15 protein-coding genes are annotated in these 14,465 nt (G+C 58.7%); 5 read left to right on the forward strand and 10 right to left on the reverse strand.

Features of this window, described 5'->3' with window-relative positions; translation table 11 throughout:
• Positions 1 to 145: 145 nt before the first annotated feature.
• Positions 146 to 748, reverse strand: a complete 603-nt coding sequence (locus G6N80_RS16090) for a 50S ribosomal protein L25/general stress protein Ctc (protein WP_062554000.1) — start codon at positions 746 to 748, stop codon at positions 146 to 148.
• Positions 749 to 1,023: 275 nt separating this feature from the next.
• Between G6N80_RS16090 and G6N80_RS16095 the strand changes: the two genes are divergently transcribed.
• Complete coding sequence (locus G6N80_RS16095) at positions 1,024 to 3,096, forward strand: putative bifunctional diguanylate cyclase/phosphodiesterase (RefSeq protein ID WP_165135250.1); 2,073 nt, start codon at positions 1,024 to 1,026, stop codon at positions 3,094 to 3,096.
• 74 nt (positions 3,097 to 3,170) lie between these two features.
• Here the strand turns inward: G6N80_RS16095 and G6N80_RS16100 are convergent, their stop codons facing one another.
• The 6 genes from G6N80_RS16100 to lgt all read right to left on the reverse strand — a co-directional run bounded on the left by G6N80_RS16100 (position 3,171) and on the right by lgt (position 9,191).
• Positions 3,171 to 4,103: a ribose-phosphate pyrophosphokinase gene (locus G6N80_RS16100; RefSeq protein ID WP_062554002.1), complete on the reverse strand. Its 933-nt coding sequence runs from the start codon at positions 4,101 to 4,103 to the stop codon at positions 3,171 to 3,173.
• Between the two features lie 136 nt (positions 4,104 to 4,239).
• Positions 4,240 to 4,983, reverse strand: a complete 744-nt coding sequence (locus G6N80_RS16105) for a hypothetical protein (protein WP_165135253.1) — start codon at positions 4,981 to 4,983, stop codon at positions 4,240 to 4,242.
• A gap of 70 nt (positions 4,984 to 5,053) precedes the next feature.
• A complete protein-coding gene (locus G6N80_RS16110) occupies positions 5,054 to 6,208 on the reverse strand; it encodes a M24 family metallopeptidase (RefSeq protein WP_165135256.1) in 1,155 nt (384 codons plus the stop codon).
• Between the two features lies 1 nt (position 6,209).
• Positions 6,210 to 7,001, reverse strand: coding sequence for a peptidoglycan editing factor PgeF (gene pgeF, locus G6N80_RS16115; protein WP_165135259.1), 792 nt, complete (start codon positions 6,999 to 7,001; stop codon positions 6,210 to 6,212).
• A 225-nt stretch (positions 7,002 to 7,226) separates the two neighbouring features.
• Positions 7,227 to 8,330, reverse strand: a complete 1,104-nt coding sequence (locus G6N80_RS16120; protein WP_062554006.1) for a class I SAM-dependent methyltransferase — start codon at positions 8,328 to 8,330, stop codon at positions 7,227 to 7,229.
• Positions 8,331 to 8,348: 18 nt separating this feature from the next.
• A complete protein-coding gene (lgt, locus tag G6N80_RS16125) occupies positions 8,349 to 9,191 on the reverse strand; it encodes a prolipoprotein diacylglyceryl transferase (protein ID WP_062554007.1) in 843 nt (280 codons plus the stop codon).
• Between the two features lie 223 nt (positions 9,192 to 9,414).
• Between lgt and G6N80_RS16130 the strand changes: the two genes are divergently transcribed.
• The 4 genes from G6N80_RS16130 to G6N80_RS16145 all read left to right on the forward strand — a co-directional run bounded on the left by G6N80_RS16130 (position 9,415) and on the right by G6N80_RS16145 (position 11,749).
• On the forward strand, positions 9,415 to 9,672 hold the full coding sequence (locus G6N80_RS16130) for an accessory factor UbiK family protein (protein ID WP_062554008.1): 258 nt from the start codon (positions 9,415 to 9,417) through the stop codon (positions 9,670 to 9,672).
• Between the two features lie 416 nt (positions 9,673 to 10,088).
• Positions 10,089 to 10,589 (forward strand): type III secretion system chaperone family protein, encoded by a 501-nt coding sequence (locus tag G6N80_RS16135; RefSeq protein ID WP_062554009.1) that lies wholly within the window; start codon positions 10,089 to 10,091, stop codon positions 10,587 to 10,589.
• Positions 10,589 to 11,407: a pyrroline-5-carboxylate reductase gene (gene proC, locus G6N80_RS16140; RefSeq protein ID WP_062554740.1), complete on the forward strand. Its 819-nt coding sequence runs from the start codon at positions 10,589 to 10,591 to the stop codon at positions 11,405 to 11,407. The genes G6N80_RS16135 and proC overlap by 1 nt, the downstream gene beginning before the upstream one ends.
• A 3-nt stretch (positions 11,408 to 11,410) precedes the next feature.
• The gene (locus G6N80_RS16145) at positions 11,411 to 11,749 is read left to right on the forward strand and encodes a tRNA-binding protein (protein WP_062554010.1); all 339 of its coding nucleotides are present in this window, start codon (positions 11,411 to 11,413) and stop codon (positions 11,747 to 11,749) included.
• A gap of 13 nt (positions 11,750 to 11,762) precedes the next feature.
• On the opposite strand, the gene G6N80_RS16150 is transcribed toward G6N80_RS16145, so the two are convergent.
• The 3 genes from G6N80_RS16150 to G6N80_RS16160 all read right to left on the reverse strand — a co-directional run bounded on the left by G6N80_RS16150 (position 11,763) and on the right by G6N80_RS16160 (position 14,390).
• On the reverse strand, positions 11,763 to 13,115 hold the full coding sequence (locus G6N80_RS16150; protein WP_062554741.1) for an ATP-binding protein: 1,353 nt from the start codon (positions 13,113 to 13,115) through the stop codon (positions 11,763 to 11,765).
• Between the two features lie 100 nt (positions 13,116 to 13,215).
• Entirely contained in the window at positions 13,216 to 13,920 is a 705-nt protein-coding gene (locus G6N80_RS16155; RefSeq protein ID WP_165135262.1) for a response regulator, read from the reverse strand.
• Positions 13,921 to 13,922: 2 nt separating this feature from the next.
• On the reverse strand, positions 13,923 to 14,390 hold the full coding sequence (locus G6N80_RS16160; protein WP_082547129.1) for a MarR family winged helix-turn-helix transcriptional regulator: 468 nt from the start codon (positions 14,388 to 14,390) through the stop codon (positions 13,923 to 13,925).
• Between the last annotated feature and the right edge of the window lie 75 nt (positions 14,391 to 14,465).

Raw genomic sequence — 14,465 nt, forward strand, 5'->3', positions numbered from 1 at the left:
CATGGCACGAACAGACATCACCTTAACGTGCAGTATTGCGAATTTGGAAATGTTTCGAAGCAAGAGCCTTAAGCGGCGGTAAATAGAAAAACCCGCCCGGCTGTCGCCCGGCGGGTTAAAATCAATCAGAAGTCGACAGAGAAGCTTATTCGGAAGCTTCGCCTTCGCCTGCTGCGGCTTCTTCAGCAACCGGAGCAACGATGGAAGCGATGGTGAAGTCGCGATCGATCGTCGGCTCTACGCCCTTGGGAAGCTTGATGTTGGAGATGTGGATGGAATCGCCAAACTGCAGACCTTCGAGGTCAGCCGTCAGGAATTCCGGAATGTCGTTTGCCGGGCATACGAGTTCGACTTCGTGGCGAACGATGTTCAGCACACCACCGGTCTTGATGGCGGACTTGTCTTCGTTGATGAAGTGAACCGGGACTTCAACGGTAACGCGGCTGTCTGCGGAAACGCGCAGGAAGTCGACGTGCATCGTGAAATCGCGAACCGGGTCCAGCTGGTAGTCCTTCGGGAGAACCGAGATCTTCTGACCGTTGACGTCGATCGTAGCAACGGTGGTCATGAAACCGCCAGCGTGGATACGCTTCGTTACTTCGTTCGTGGACAGGGCGATGGAAATCGGAGCCTGCTTGTCACCATAGATGACGGCAGGAATCAAACCGTTGCGGCGAAGTTCGCGGGAGGACCCCTTACCAACCCGATCGCGCGCCTCGGCCTTGAGCTCATAAGTAGCGTTGCTCATGGCATATCCTTTTCGAGGTTATTTGGAGAATCCGGACCGGGAACCAGTCCCCGCCGGATTTGAAGGGCATCATCCGACGCGCTTCATCCGCGTTGCCTCCAAGGGTGTCTACGCGGACGCCCGCGCTATAGACGATATGTCCCCCAAGTGCAAGCGCTGGCCGTGCGGCCCCAAATCGGCACATTAGAAGATGATAATTCATTTACCCTTCTCTCGAAGGCTTTTTACACTTTCGTTGATTAGTTTCCATTCACTTGCCAATGAGTGTCGGTTCAATGCTGTATGTAATCTCCTGCCTGATCCAGGATCACGACCTTCGTTATGTCGCGGCTGCTGCTCTGGTCTGTATTTTCGGATCCTATCTCGGCATGCGCCTTTTCGCACGCTCGTTCAAGGCATCCAGCCGTAGCGAACGGCTTGTGTGGGTGCTGCTGACCGGCTTCGTCAGTGGATGCGCGATATGGACCACGCACTTCCTGGCGATGCTGGGCTATCTGCCGGGCGTCGCTGCGGGATATCAGCCAGACCTGACGCTTTTGTCTCTGTTCCTTGCTATTGCCGGCTGCGTTTCAGGTTTCGGGATTGCGGCCGCTAGTGGCCGTTCCGCACTGGGCGAGGCGGGAGGAGCCGTCATCGGTCTTGGCATCGCATCCATGCATTATACCGGCATGGCGGCCTATGACGTTCCGGGCTCGATCATCTGGGACGATCGTTATGTGGTGGCCTCTGTGGTGCTCGGAGCTTTCTTTGGAGCGGTCGCGGTCAACCGGATTATCCGGCCCGTCACGCGCTTTTGCCGATATGGCGGCACGCTCGCAATGGTACTTGCGATCGTGACGACCCATTTCACAGCCATGGCCGCGGTACAGCTGGTGCTCGAGCCGATGGCGGCGCTCTCTGGCTCCGCCGTTTCGTCCATGCTTCTGGGCTTCTCGGTCCTGAGTGTCATGATGATACTGATGGGGCTTGCGGCTGCAACTTATGTGCTGGACCTTCAAACAACGCAGGCCGCAGTTGCCCGTTATCGCCATCTCTCCCTGCACGATGCCCTGACCGGTCTGCCCAATCGCGCCGCCTTCCACGAGCAGCTCTCGAAGATCGAAAGTCGGCCTGTCGTTCCTGGTCATCGGGTCGCAGTCCTCTCCTTCGACCTCAACAGGTTCAAGGAAATCAATGACGTCCACGGTCATAGCGCTGGCGATGCAGTTCTTCAGGTCATCGGCCAGCGCCTTCGCTCCGTCATGGGATTTGAGGAGTTCATCGCGCGGATTGGCGGTGATGAGTTTGTGGTGATCAGCCAGAAGGCTTTCGGGCGTCACGACGCAAGCTCACTCGCCAATCGGTTACTCGTCCAGATCAATCAACCGGTCGATTGGAAGGAGAACCGTTTCAGTGTGTCATCCAGCGTCGGTATTGCCTTTTTCGAGCCGGGCGATGAAAAAAACCTGATGGACACCGTTGTTGCGCAGGCGGATGTGGCCATGTACCGCGCAAAGGCGCTCGGCCCGAACAATGTCTGTTTTTACGATCCTTCAATGGATGCAGCCGTTCGCGAACGCAATGCGCTGGCCATGGACCTGCGTCACGCCGTGGCAAACGAGCAGCTTGAAGTGTTCTATCAGGCACAGCACGATACGGTGAGCGGCGATCTCGTTGGCTTTGAAGCGCTGCTGCGCTGGAACCACCCGGTGCGGGGCAGTATCTCTCCTGCGGAATTCATTCCCATTGCGGAGCGCTCCGGGCTGATCGTCGAAATCGGAGCCTGGGTTCTCCAGCATGCCTGCATGGAAGCCGCTCGCTGGCAGCAGCCGTATGGAATTGCGGTCAACGTCGCGGTTCAGCAACTTTCCGATCCGCATTTCCCGCTTAAGGTCGCGATGGTTCTGGAAAAAACGGGCCTTTCGCCGCATCGCCTTGAACTGGAGATCACCGAGTCCGGCCTTATCGAGGAGCAGGAGAGGGCGCTGATCATCATCCGGCAGTTGAAGGATCTCGGCGTGAAAATCGCCATGGACGACTATGGCACCGGCTATTCATCCCTCTCGACGCTGATGAGCTTTCCTTTTGACAAGATCAAGATTGACCGCTCCTTTGTGGATCGGGTCAGCCATGATCGTCTGGCTGCAGCTATCGTTCGCTCTACGGTCATTCTTGCGCACAGCCTCAATATCCCCGTTCTGGCGGAAGGGGTTGAGACGGCCGAACACGTGGATTTTCTGCGCAGAGAGGGATGCGAGCAGATGCAGGGCTTCTTCTTTGGCAAGCCTGTGCCGCATTCGGGCATCGATGGCCTGGTCAATCCGGTTGAAGAATATGCGGATGTAGACGCCTTGCCGCACGTGGCCTGACGAGTGCCCAAAAAAACAATGGCCGCACGGTGCTTTGAGCGCCGTGCGGCCAATGCTGTCTATTCTTGTTTAGATCAGTCGAACAGGCTGGAGACCGACTCTTCAAGAGCCGTTCGGTTGATCGCTTCGCCCAGCAGGCCGGCTGTGGTGACAACGCGAATGTTAGGAGCGGACTGGACGGCCGTTGTCGGCTGGATGGAGTCTGTGATCACCAGTTCCTTCAGCTTCGAGGAACTGACGCGAGCGACTGCGCCGCCCGACAGAACGCCGTGTGTGATGTAGGCGGTCACGCTGGTTGCGCCGTTCTTCAGCAGTGCTTCCGCGGCGTTGCAAAGGGTGCCGCCGGAATCAACGATATCGTCGATCAGCAAACAGTCCTTGCCGGTCACATCACCGATGACGTTCATGACTTCGGATTCACCAGCACGCTCACGGCGCTTGTCGACAATCGCCAGCTGGCAATCGAGACGCTTCGCGAGAGAGCGGGCGCGAACCACGCCGCCAACATCCGGTGAAACGACCATGACGTTCTTCAGGTCATAGTGTTCCTTCACGTCACGGGCCAGGATCGGCACGGCGTAAAGATTGTCCGTCGGGATATCGAAGAAGCCCTGGATCTGGCCCGCATGAAGATCGAGCGTCAGAACGCGATCAGCACCGGCTTCCGTGATCAGGTTTGCGACCAGCTTGGCCGAGATCGGCGTGCGCGGTCCCGCCTTGCGGTCCTGGCGGGCATAGCCGAAATAGGGCAGCACCGCGGTGATGCGCCGTGCGGAGGAGCGACGGAACGCATCGATCATGATGAGCAGTTCCATCAGATGGTCGTTTGCGGGAAACGATGTAGACTGGACGACGAAGACGTCCTCGCCACGCACGTTTTCCTGAATCTCCACGAAGATTTCCTGGTCGGCAAACCGCCGGACGCTGGCTCTTCCTAGAGGTACATTGAGGTAGGAACAGATCGCGTCGGCCAGATGCCGGTTCGAATTGCCTGCGAAAACCTTCATTTGGGTCCGCCTATTTTGACGCTGGATGCGGGCCTTTTACCGAGGCGTGCCTCGAATGCAAGACTGTTCGGCCCAACAGGCCGGATTTTTATGTAACCAGCGTTAGAGGTGGTAAATTTATCTCAACTCAGGATGATCAGGCGCGACTGTTTCGCCACTCAAGATAGCTTTTTATCGTGGTTTGGCCGACCGATTGCATGAGTTCGGCCGGAACCGAGGTCCACGGGTCCGCTCCGCCGCGCGAGGGTGTGGATAACTGTCCCTGGATCCGGTTGAGACGGGCACCTGTACCGTCTAGCACATCCCAGACGTAGACGACCGTCACCTTGCCGCCGTCCTCGAAAGCGGAAAGATAGCCCTTGAGGATATGCCCTGCGGTAGAATCTGCCGCAGCCTTGATGGTCAGGCCAGCCGCACGTGCCGAGGAACCCAGCTCTTTCGAGAGGGGGGTAACCGCCTGAACGGGTGCACCGATGATGGGAAGAAAGCGGATGCTTTCGGCCTCCGCTGCCGAGGCGGCGGGAAGGGAGGCAATGGCGGCTGCGCTTTGTGAGGAAGCGGGCGGCGGTGGCGATGGAGATGAAAGCGGGGCGCTCTGCACCGTGGTCTGGCTTGGGGCCGAAGCGCCTTCAATCATGGCACGTGATTGCGCCTGCTGGGAATTTTGCGGTCCAGCCGGATAGGAGGGAGCTGGCGGGAAGGATCTCGACTGCGGTTCGGGGCTTCCGGCCATGCGCTGCGCCTCGGCCTGCGTGACCGGGCTTGTCGGATGCAATCCACCGCCAACGTCGACCTTCGGCGTCAGCGCATCGGACGTGTTGCAGCCACAGAGTAGGACGGCCGCCAGCGGTGCCCAAACCTGCAGTTGGTGCTTTCGCATCCCGTTCCTCCTGCCGTCTCCCGGAGAAAGAGAGTAGGGGCGAGGAAAGGTTCAAGTCAACGCCGGTGTCTCATTCACGCACAATGAGATCCAGGCTGTGTCGCGAAAGGCTACGGGGTGTGTCATTCGTGGTGAGGTAGGTCTGGCCCAGCGACATTGCTGCACCGCTGTCGGAATCCATGATGATCATGTGCACGAACAGCGACATATCGGCCAGGATCTCCTGCTCATTTCCCGCATGGAACATCTGCTGCTCCATCCAGGACGGCGAAAAACGAGCGCCGAGCGAGTAGCCGCAGGTGTTCAGTCGATGTCGAGTCAGTCCCCGCTCATCGATAATGCGAGCGTGCACGTCGAATACGGTTCCGAACGTGTTTCCGGGCTTCAGAACATCCTCGATTGCGAGCATGGTTTCCCGGCATGCATTATACAGTTCGCGATGTCGGCTGCTTGCCTCGCCAACCAGCACGGTGCGCATCATCGCAGCATGATAGTGGGCAGACACGCCCGCCCATTCCAGCGTCAACTGATCGATAGCATCCAATCTGCGGCGACCTGCCTTGTAGCGACAAAGAAGCGCGTCTGAACCAGAGCCGATGATGAATTCGTTGGCGGGATAGTCTCCGCCACCCTTCAAGACCGCGCCCTGCATGGCAGCCAGAATCTTTGCCTCATCGGCGCCCGGAGCGATCAGCTCGAGAGCGGCATCCAGAGCATCATCCGCCAGTTCGGCCGCGCGAACGATATGCGCGATCTCTGTGGGGCTCTTGATGAGACGCAGTTCGCCGACGAGATTTGATGCATCGCTCAAGGATGCAAACGTGGAAAGCTGGTTATCGAGAAGCCGCGCAGCCCGGCCCGTCATGCCATGCGTATCGTATTCGACGCCGATCTTCGCGCCCAATAGGTCGAGATCGCTGAGCAGGTTCTTCAAGTCCAGCGTCGGATCAGCATTCACCCGGTCCACCCAGATGACAATGTTTTCGACCGTCGACGTATGACGGGCCTGCCGCATGTCCGCAGATCGGGTGAGAAGCGAAATGGAGCCGTCTGCCTTCACGACCATGCACTGGAAAAAACAATAGCCGAAGGTGTCGTAGCCGGTCAGCCAGTACATGCTCTCCTGTGCAAACAGTAGAAGCGCGTCCAGCTTCTGTGCTTCCATGACATCTGTCAGACGTTGAAGGCGCTCGGAATATTCGCTTCTGTCGAAATGCAGCGCCATATCACGTCTCCATTATTGCAATGGCTGAAATCTGTCTGCCGTAATCCGGTTCCCTGGCATGGGTCGTTCGGCGGTAGGAAAAGAAGCGATGCTGATCGGGATAGGTATCAATTGCGAGATTTTCAGCCCGGACGCCCGCATCGAGCAACCGCTGCGTCGTGAGTGATGGAAGATCGAACATGGCGTGGCCCGCCTTGACTGATGGTGTGAAGTACCGCTCGAACCGCGGGTCCTGCGTGACAAAGCGCTCCACAAACTCCGGGCCGACTTCGTAACTGGCCGGCCCGATGGAGGGCCCAAGCGCTGCGGTGATGTTCTCAAGGCTTGCGCCCAAGGAAATCATCGCGCCGATCACGTTTTCCGCAATCCCGCCGAGAGCGCCTTTCCAACCGGCATGGGCCGCACCGATAACCCCCGCCTTGGCATCCGCAAACAGGATTGGGCCGCAATCGGCAGCCAGGACGCCGATGATCAGGCCGGGTGTCGCTGTCACCATGGCGTCGCCTTGAGGGCGTGTTCCGTCATATCGGTCATCCATGACGATGACATCGGTCGAATGGATCTGATGCACGGTCGCCAGCCGTTCCAGCGGTTGGCCGAACCAGGCAGCAACGCGGCGTCTGTTTTCCAGCACCTTCTCAGCATCATCATTCGAGCCGAGGCCGACATTCAAACTGGCATAGATGCCATCTGAAACGCCGCCTACCTTCGTGAAAAAGCCGTGGCGAATGCCAGAAGGCTCCAGTTCGGACAGGATTGGGCTATGGACCGGCGATAGGGCTTGTTGCTGCATAAGTTCCCGCTGCGTGAGACGTTGGTGCTGACGTGTCGTTTACGGTTCGAGTTCCGGGGCGGATTTGATCTGCGCCGCCAGTCTGTTGGTCACAGGCATGCTCGTCCGTGCCGACGTTTGCGGCATGCCATCTGCGCGGCAGGCGCCATGCCCACTGCTTCGTTCGGTGCGGACTTTGGCCCGGCGGCTGCAAACCTGTCAACCGCTCAGCTCAGAAGATCAAGGTCAGCGCGTGACCGGCTTGAACGGGGCAAGCGCCACCTTGGGGGAGGAGACTGCCATGACCTTGAACAACTCGCCCATCTTGCCTTCACCGGCACCAGCCAGGCGGTCTGCCGCCAGCGCGATTGCTCTTTGCTCCTGCTCGGCCTTGCCTGAAGCCAGCGCCTGCGCCCGTTGGGCAAGGCCAAGGCCGTAGAGGAAATCGCCCTGATGCAGGCAGCCGTTGATCTGCAGGTTGGAGGCGCGCGCCACCCGTGCCAGATCCTCGAAATCGACATGGCTGGTCAGATCCGCTTCGCCGGGATGGGCGAGCGGATGATCATATTCGTGGCGAAGAACTGCCTGCAGCGTATCGCCAAAAGACGTGGCCATGTGGCCATAGTCGATGATGACTGCGGTGCCGCCGTTTTGTGTCAGCCGGTCGCACAGGGCCTGCATCACCGCCTGCCGTGCCGGGGCAATTTCATAGACCGTGCCTTCCGGTTCGCCTCCACTTCCCTGAGGGAGAAGCGTCGGATCGATGGTGGCCATTCCAACGCCGAAGGCCAGTTCATCATCGGCATCGAGGCCGACAAGGCGTTCCCGGAAACCGGTGCCGGTCTTGACGAACTGGCGGATCGGAATGGCATCAAACAGTTCGTTGGCGGCAATCAGCGTGAAACCTGGCGGGACATCGTCAAATCCGCGATGCCAGTGAACCTTGGCGGAAAAGGCTTCCAGCGTCACCCTCTGCACGCCACGCAAACGATCGCTCGTTTCCACGAGATGGATCTGGAGTTCGTCAAACAAGGTCGGCGCAAGCCGCCGCACGACGCGCATGATGTCCAGCATCATGGTGCCGCGTCCCGGCCCGATCTCCACCAGATTGACGGGCGTCGGGCTGCCATGCTGCTGCCAGGCATGAACCAGAAAAACGCCGATCATTTCGCCGAACAGCTGGCTGATCTCCGGAGCCGTGATGAAATCGCCCGACTGACCGAAAGGCTCGCGCGTCCGGTAGTAGCCGTGTTCCGGATCGGCAAGGCACAGGGCGAAATAATCCGTAACGCTGATGGGGCCGTTGAGCTTTATCAGGTTCTTGATTTTGTCTGCGAGCGGCGTGGTCATGTTTGCCTCGTCTTCGCCTCAAGGTGTAGGGGCCGCGCCGCGTGCGCGGAGGATTGCCCAGATGCCGATCGCCAGCATGGGCAGGGAAAGCACCATTCCCATGGTCAGCCAGCCGAACGCGAGATAACCGAGCTGCGGATCCGGCTCCCGGAAGAATTCCACGAAGATACGCGACAGCGCATAACCGCAGACAAAGGCACCTGCCACCGTGCCGGGCTTTCGCAGCGCCTTTACGTGATGGGTCAGGACACGAAGAACGAGCAGAAGAACGATGCCTTCGAGCACGGCCTCGTACAGCTGGCTGGGGTGGCGTGCAAAAGGCCCGCCCGTCGGGAAGACCATGGCCCAGGGAACATCGCTGATGCGACCCCAGAGTTCGCCATTGACGAAATTCGCGAGGCGGCCAAAGAACAGACCGAAGGGCGCGACGGTCGCGACCGTATCGAACAGGCTCCAGACCGGGATGGCGTTGCGTCTGGCAAAGAAGATCATCGCCAGAGTGGTGCCGATCAATCCTCCGTGGAAGGACATGCCGCCATTCCAGATCTGGATCGCGCGGACCGGGTTCTCGATCACGGCGCCCATATCATAGAAGAGAATGTATCCGATCCGTCCGCCCAGAACGATGCCACCGGCAACCCAGACAAGGAAATCGTCCAGTTTTTCCGCTGTCATGGGTGATGTGCCGTTCGGCCAAAGTTCCGGTCTGGCGACCATGCGCTTGGCATAGTGCCAGCCCAGCATGATGCCGACGACATAGGCGATGCCATACCAATGCACAGCAAGAGGACCGATCGAAAAGGCGATCGGATCTATGTTCGGATAGGGCAATATGGCGAGAAGACCAGGTGCTGAGTACAAATGAAAATACCTCGGCCGGAAAGCCATTTCTTTCGCGGAAGATGACTTTCGTCCCGGAACGGGTCAAGGCTTATCTCGCCAAAGCTCTGGTCATCCTCAGACATTTACAGGAATCCGATCCGCAGAGTGCCAAAAATCTTGCAAGCGATGTCGTCTGCGCCTACCTCAGTTGGGAAGATCAACGGCTTGCCGCCGCGGCGGCCCGGATAAGGAGTAGAGATCCATGTCGACCGGCAGCAATCGTATTCTCGATGAATTCGCCCGCCTGATGACGGATGCGGCAGGAGCAGCGCAGAGTGTGCGCAAGGAAGCCGAAACGGCGATCCACGCACAGATGGAGCGGTTCATCAATTCGCTGGACGTGGTGAAGCGCGAGGAATTCGAGGTCGTGCGCGAAATGGCAATCAAGGCCCGCGACGAGAACGACGCCCTCAAGGCGCGGATCGAGGCATTGGAAGCCAAGCTCGCCAATAACGGCTGAAGGTCACTTCGACCAGCATTGGGAGGCGCGTTCCTGTTAACAGGGGATGCGCCTTTTTTCGTGTTGACCGGCTTCGGTCCGCAGCTTGTACAAACAAAATTCGGGCCTGTGGACAGGTTGGAAAAACGCAAGTCGCAGAGTCGCTTAATCATGAAATCTTAACCCTCGTGAGAGGGTGTTTTTTGAGTCGTCCCCGCAAAATGTGGCAAGAGGGACTGGTACTCGGATTCTGTGCCTATACACTGATTTTAAATGATGATTCGAAACAGCGACCACAAGCTCCAGACAGGGCTGACGCTCTAGTGTGGCCGGTGCGGGGAACATCGAGACTATCAGTTTCCGGTAATTGTGTGTGCGTCTCTTGGTGCGTAGTCCTTGCACGAATGCCGCTTCCATTCCGGTTTAGAAGGTGCCGCATGAGCCTAATTGAGATCCAGACGGAACGTCACTCGAACCCGGTCGACATGATCGAGTTCGTCGCCGCCTCGAACGACTGGACGTTCGAGCGTTCCGGCGAAGACGAAATCGCCATGACCGTAGAGGGTCACTGGACGGATTACCACGTTTCCTTTTCCTGGATGGAGGAGTTCGAAGCGCTGCATCTGGCCTGTGCCTTCGATCTGAAAGTGCCCGAAATTCGCGTGAACGAGGTCATTCGGCTTTTGTCGCAGGTCAACGGTCAGGTGCTGATGGGTCACTTCGATCTCTGGCGGCAGGAAGACGTGGTCATTTTCCGCCAGTCTCTGCTTCTGGCAGGCGGCGCGGAGCCGACGAACCAGCAGGTTGAAGTTCTGCTTTCCAACGCCCTGGAGACCTGCGAAACTTATTATCAGGCGTTCCAGTTCGTCGTTTGGTCCGGACTCGATGCAAAATCGGCCATGGAGGCCGTGTTGTTCGAGACTGTTGGTGAATGCTGATGCCTGTTTCTGCCCAAAATCCGATTGTGCTGGTTGGCGCTGGCAACATGGGTGGCGCCATGCTGTTTGGCTGGTTGAAGAACGGCGTTCCACCGGAGAACGTTCTGGTGATCGATCCGTCGCCCTCCGAGGCGACGAAGGGCAGACTGGCTGAGGCCGGCGTGCGCCATGCAACGCAAGCACCTCACGGTATCTCCGCGTCCATTCTGTTCATAGCGGTCAAGCCGCAGGTCATGGATGCAGTGCTGCCGCCGCTGAAGGGCCTGGTGGGGTCCGAAACCGTGGTGGTATCGGTTGCTGCGGGCAAGACGCTTAAATCGATCGAAAATGCTCTGGGAGATGCTGGCATGGTTCGCGCCATGCCCAACACGCCTGCGATGGTCGGTCGTGGCGTGACAGGTGCTTTCGCCAATGCCAGGGTTTCCGCCGAGCAAAGGCAATCCGTGCATGACCTTCTGAAGGTCAGCGGTCCTGTCGAGTGGGTCGCAACCGAAGCGGATATTGATTCCGTCACAGCGGTTTCCGGCAGCGGTCCGGCTTACGTGTTCTACCTCGTGGAATGCATGGCGGAAGCAGGCCGCAAGCTTGGCCTTCCCGCAGATCTTGCCATGCGTCTTGCGCGCGAAACCGTAGCGGGCGCTGGGGAACTGCTGCATCAATCGACGGAGGAGGCTGCGCAGCTTCGCAAGAACGTGACGTCTCCCGGCGGGACGACGGCTGCAGCACTCTCCGTGCTGATGGCGGACGATGCCATGCAGCCGCTGTTCGACAAGGCAATTGAAGCGGCACGCACGCGTGCGCAGGAACTGGGAAGCTGAAACTTGGCCGAGATCACCTTCGACGACTTCGAAAAAGTCGACATCCGTGTCGGCACCATTATCGAGGTCGAGGACTTTCCGGAAGCGCGCAAGCCCGCCTACAAGCTTCGGATCGACTTTGGCCCGGAGATCGGCGTGAAGCGCTCATCCGCGCAGATCACCGTACATTATACGCCGGAGACCCTGCTGGGGCGGCAGGTTCTGGGCGTCGTCAACTTCCCGCCGCGTCAGATCGGGCCGGTGCGTTCCGAAGTGCTGACGCTGGGTTTTGCCGATGAGAATGGCGCAATCGTTCTGGCCAGCGTCGAGCGCGGCGTGCCGAACGGCAAGAAGATGATGTGATCTTGTCCAGTCTTCAGGCTGGCACGCGCACCACAGCGCGCAGGCCGCCGAGAGGGCTATCGGACAAGGTGACGTTCCCGCCATGGCCACGGGCAATGTCTCTGGCAATGGCAAGCCCGAGACCCGTGCCGGAAGCGTTCAGATTGCGTGCCTCATCCAACCTGTAGAACGGTTTGAACACATCCTCGCGTGAGGCTTCCGGAATGCCCGGACCATCATCATCGAAAATCAATGTCAGCCATTTGGCGCTGTGCCGGGCTTCGACCGTCAGGCGGTTCGCATAGCGCTGGCTGTTGGATGCAAGGTTGCCGACGAGACGCATGAAGGCATTGGGACGCACGGACAGGAGATCCTCGCCGTCGATGGTATAGTCCATCTCCTTGCCGTGCAGATCGAAGTCGACCCTGATCTTCTCCAGAAGTTCGCTGAGGCGAAGTTCGCCAAAATCTTCCTCGGCTTCGCCACGCGCAAAGGCGAGATAGCCTTCCAGCATGCTCTGCATGTCCTCTACATCCGCTTCCATGCCATGCAGGTCCGGATTATTGCCAGCCAGCGCCAGTTGCAGCTTGAATCGGGTGAGGATCGTTCGAAGGTCATGGCTGATGCCTGTCAGCATGGCGGTGCGCTGTTCGATCTGCCGCTCGATGCGCTCGCGCATCTGGTTGAAGGCAATGCCCGCGCGGCGAATTTCATCGGCTCCGCGAGGCACAAAGCCATCATTGCGCTGGCCCTTGCCAAAGCTTTCGGCGGCATCCGCCAGCATGAGGATGGGGCGGATCTGGCCGCGCAGGAACAGGATTGAAATGCCGATCAAGAGAAGCGATGTACCGAACATCCAGACCAGGAAGATATGCGTGTTGGAGGCGTAGGTCTGGTTGCGAATGGTAAAGACGCGCAAAACCTTGTCATCCAGCTGGATACGGATTTCCACCAGACGGCTGTCGCCGACCGTATCGATCCAGTAGGGCAGGCGGATCTGCTGATTGATCTGGTCCGCGAGAATATCATCCAGGATCGAAAAGAACGGCTTCGGGCGCGGCGGCGGCAGCTGGGTATCGGGCAGAACCGATATGTTCAGCGATAGCTGGTCACGGGCAATACGGGTTATCTCCGTATAGTCGCCATTTGCGGGCGGATAGGTCTTGATGATCTCGATGATTGCCGCGATATCACGCGTTACGGCCTGCGACAGCCGCTCTGTCACGTTTCGCCAGTGCCGTTCCATGAAGACGGCGGATACAACGCTCTGCAGCAGGAGCATCGGAATGATGACGATCAGCACGGACCGGGTGTAGAGGCCGGTTGGCATGCGGCGCTTCAGCCACCGCGTTGCTTTCGTCCAGCCCGGTGGCTTGAGCCGGTCCATCACAGGCTCCACCCGCTGTTTCAGGCTGCCGGTCGCGTGGGAGAGGGTGGCGGAGAGCCGCTTCAGCTGATCGAGAGAGCGGTTGAGTGGTGGACGAAGATCAGTCAATGCTCAGGCGGTAGCCTATGCCGCGAACGGTCTGAAGGTAGACCGGGTTGGCCGGATCATCCTCGATCTTCCGGCGCAGTCGGTTGATCTGCACGTCTATCGTTCGCTCTCCTACCTCGGCATCGTCGCCGATCAGTTCATGGCGCGGAATCGTATCTCCGGCGCGCAGAGCAAACAGAAGCATGATTTCCTGTTCGCGGTCCGTCAGGCGAATTGTCTCGGCAGCGCGGCGAAGTTCCTTGCGGGCAATGGAGAAGGTGAAGGGGCCGAACATGATCTGATCGATCTTCGGAACCTCGGGATTGGAATTGCGCCGCAGGATATTGTTGATGCGCAGGACAAGTTCGCGTGGATCAAACGGCTTCGGCAGGTAGTCGTCGGCTCCGGCCTCCAGTCCTGCGATACGCGATTCCGCTTCGGCCCGCGCGGTCAGCAGAATGATGGGAATTGCCCGCTTTTCGCGCATGGACTGGGTGAGCGAGATGCCTGTTTCACCCGGCATCATGACATCAAGAATCATGAGATCGAACTCTATTCCTTCGAGCCTGCGTCTGGCTTCGGCAGCATCGCCTGCGACCGTGACGCGAAAGCCCTGTTCCATCAGGTAGCGATGCAGGAGATCGCGAATACGCCGGTCATCATCGACCACCAGCAGGTGGGCGGCGTCATCGGATGGTGACACTGCAGCATTCGCCATATTCACTCGACCTCGGTTTCAACCGGCTCTACGCCTTCTTCGCGACCGCGCATAGCCTTCAGAAACGCCAGCACACCACCACGCTGCTCTGGCGTCAACTCTTCCAATGCGCGCGCTATGCGGCGGGATTGCGGTTCAGAAAGCGCCAGCGCCAGTTCGCGCCCCGCCAATGTGGGATAAAGCCGCCGCTGGCGGCGATCCTTGGCGCCTGCCATCTGGCGGATATAGCCGTTATCGATCAACTGCTTGAGAACACGGGCGAGGCTCTGCTTGGTGATCTGCAAGGTATCAAGAAGATCGGTCACCATCATGCCTGGCTGGCGGCAGACGAAGTAGACCACGCGGTGGTGGGCGCGTCCCATGCCGATCTTGGAGAGAATAGCGTCGGGATCGGATACGAAATCCCGATAGGCGAAGAAGAACAACTCTATCGTCTCGAAATCGATCTGCGCCTCGTCGACGGCAGGCATTGGCGGGTGAACCTTTGCAGCGGCTTTCCCTGTCGAACCCGATGGCACGTTTATGTTTCCTCTTCGGCAAACCAA

It is taken from the genome of Rhizobium rhizoryzae, assembly GCF_011046895.1.
GTDB classification, from domain to species: Bacteria; Pseudomonadota; Alphaproteobacteria; order Rhizobiales; family Rhizobiaceae; genus Neorhizobium; species Neorhizobium rhizoryzae.

Bases quoted from the DNA above. Each gene is read 5' to 3' on its own strand.
- G6N80_RS16130 (WP_062554008.1), top strand. From the start codon at position 9,415: ATGTCGACCGGCAGCAATCGTATTCTCGATGAATTCGCCCGCCTGATG.
- G6N80_RS16110 (WP_165135256.1), bottom strand. From the start codon at position 6,208: ATGGCGCTGCATTTCGACAGAAGCGAATATTCCGAGCGCCTTCAACGT.
- G6N80_RS16095 (WP_165135250.1), top strand. From the start codon at position 1,024: ATGCTGTATGTAATCTCCTGCCTGATCCAGGATCACGACCTTCGTTAT.
- pgeF (WP_165135259.1), bottom strand. From the start codon at position 7,001: ATGCAGCAACAAGCCCTATCGCCGGTCCATAGCCCAATCCTGTCCGAA.
- G6N80_RS16120 (WP_062554006.1), bottom strand. From the start codon at position 8,330: ATGACCACGCCGCTCGCAGACAAAATCAAGAACCTGATAAAGCTCAAC.
- G6N80_RS16090 (WP_062554000.1), bottom strand. From the start codon at position 748: ATGAGCAACGCTACTTATGAGCTCAAGGCCGAGGCGCGCGATCGGGTT.
- G6N80_RS16135 (WP_062554009.1), top strand. From the start codon at position 10,089: ATGAGCCTAATTGAGATCCAGACGGAACGTCACTCGAACCCGGTCGAC.
- G6N80_RS16100 (WP_062554002.1), bottom strand. From the start codon at position 4,103: ATGAAGGTTTTCGCAGGCAATTCGAACCGGCATCTGGCCGACGCGATC.
- G6N80_RS16160 (WP_082547129.1), bottom strand. From the start codon at position 14,390: ATGCCTGCCGTCGACGAGGCGCAGATCGATTTCGAGACGATAGAGTTG.
- G6N80_RS16150 (WP_062554741.1), bottom strand. From the start codon at position 13,115: ATGGACCGGCTCAAGCCACCGGGCTGGACGAAAGCAACGCGGTGGCTG.
- proC (WP_062554740.1), top strand. From the start codon at position 10,589: ATGCCTGTTTCTGCCCAAAATCCGATTGTGCTGGTTGGCGCTGGCAAC.
- G6N80_RS16155 (WP_165135262.1), bottom strand. From the start codon at position 13,920: ATGGCGAATGCTGCAGTGTCACCATCCGATGACGCCGCCCACCTGCTG.
- G6N80_RS16105 (WP_165135253.1), bottom strand. From the start codon at position 4,983: ATGCGAAAGCACCAACTGCAGGTTTGGGCACCGCTGGCGGCCGTCCTA.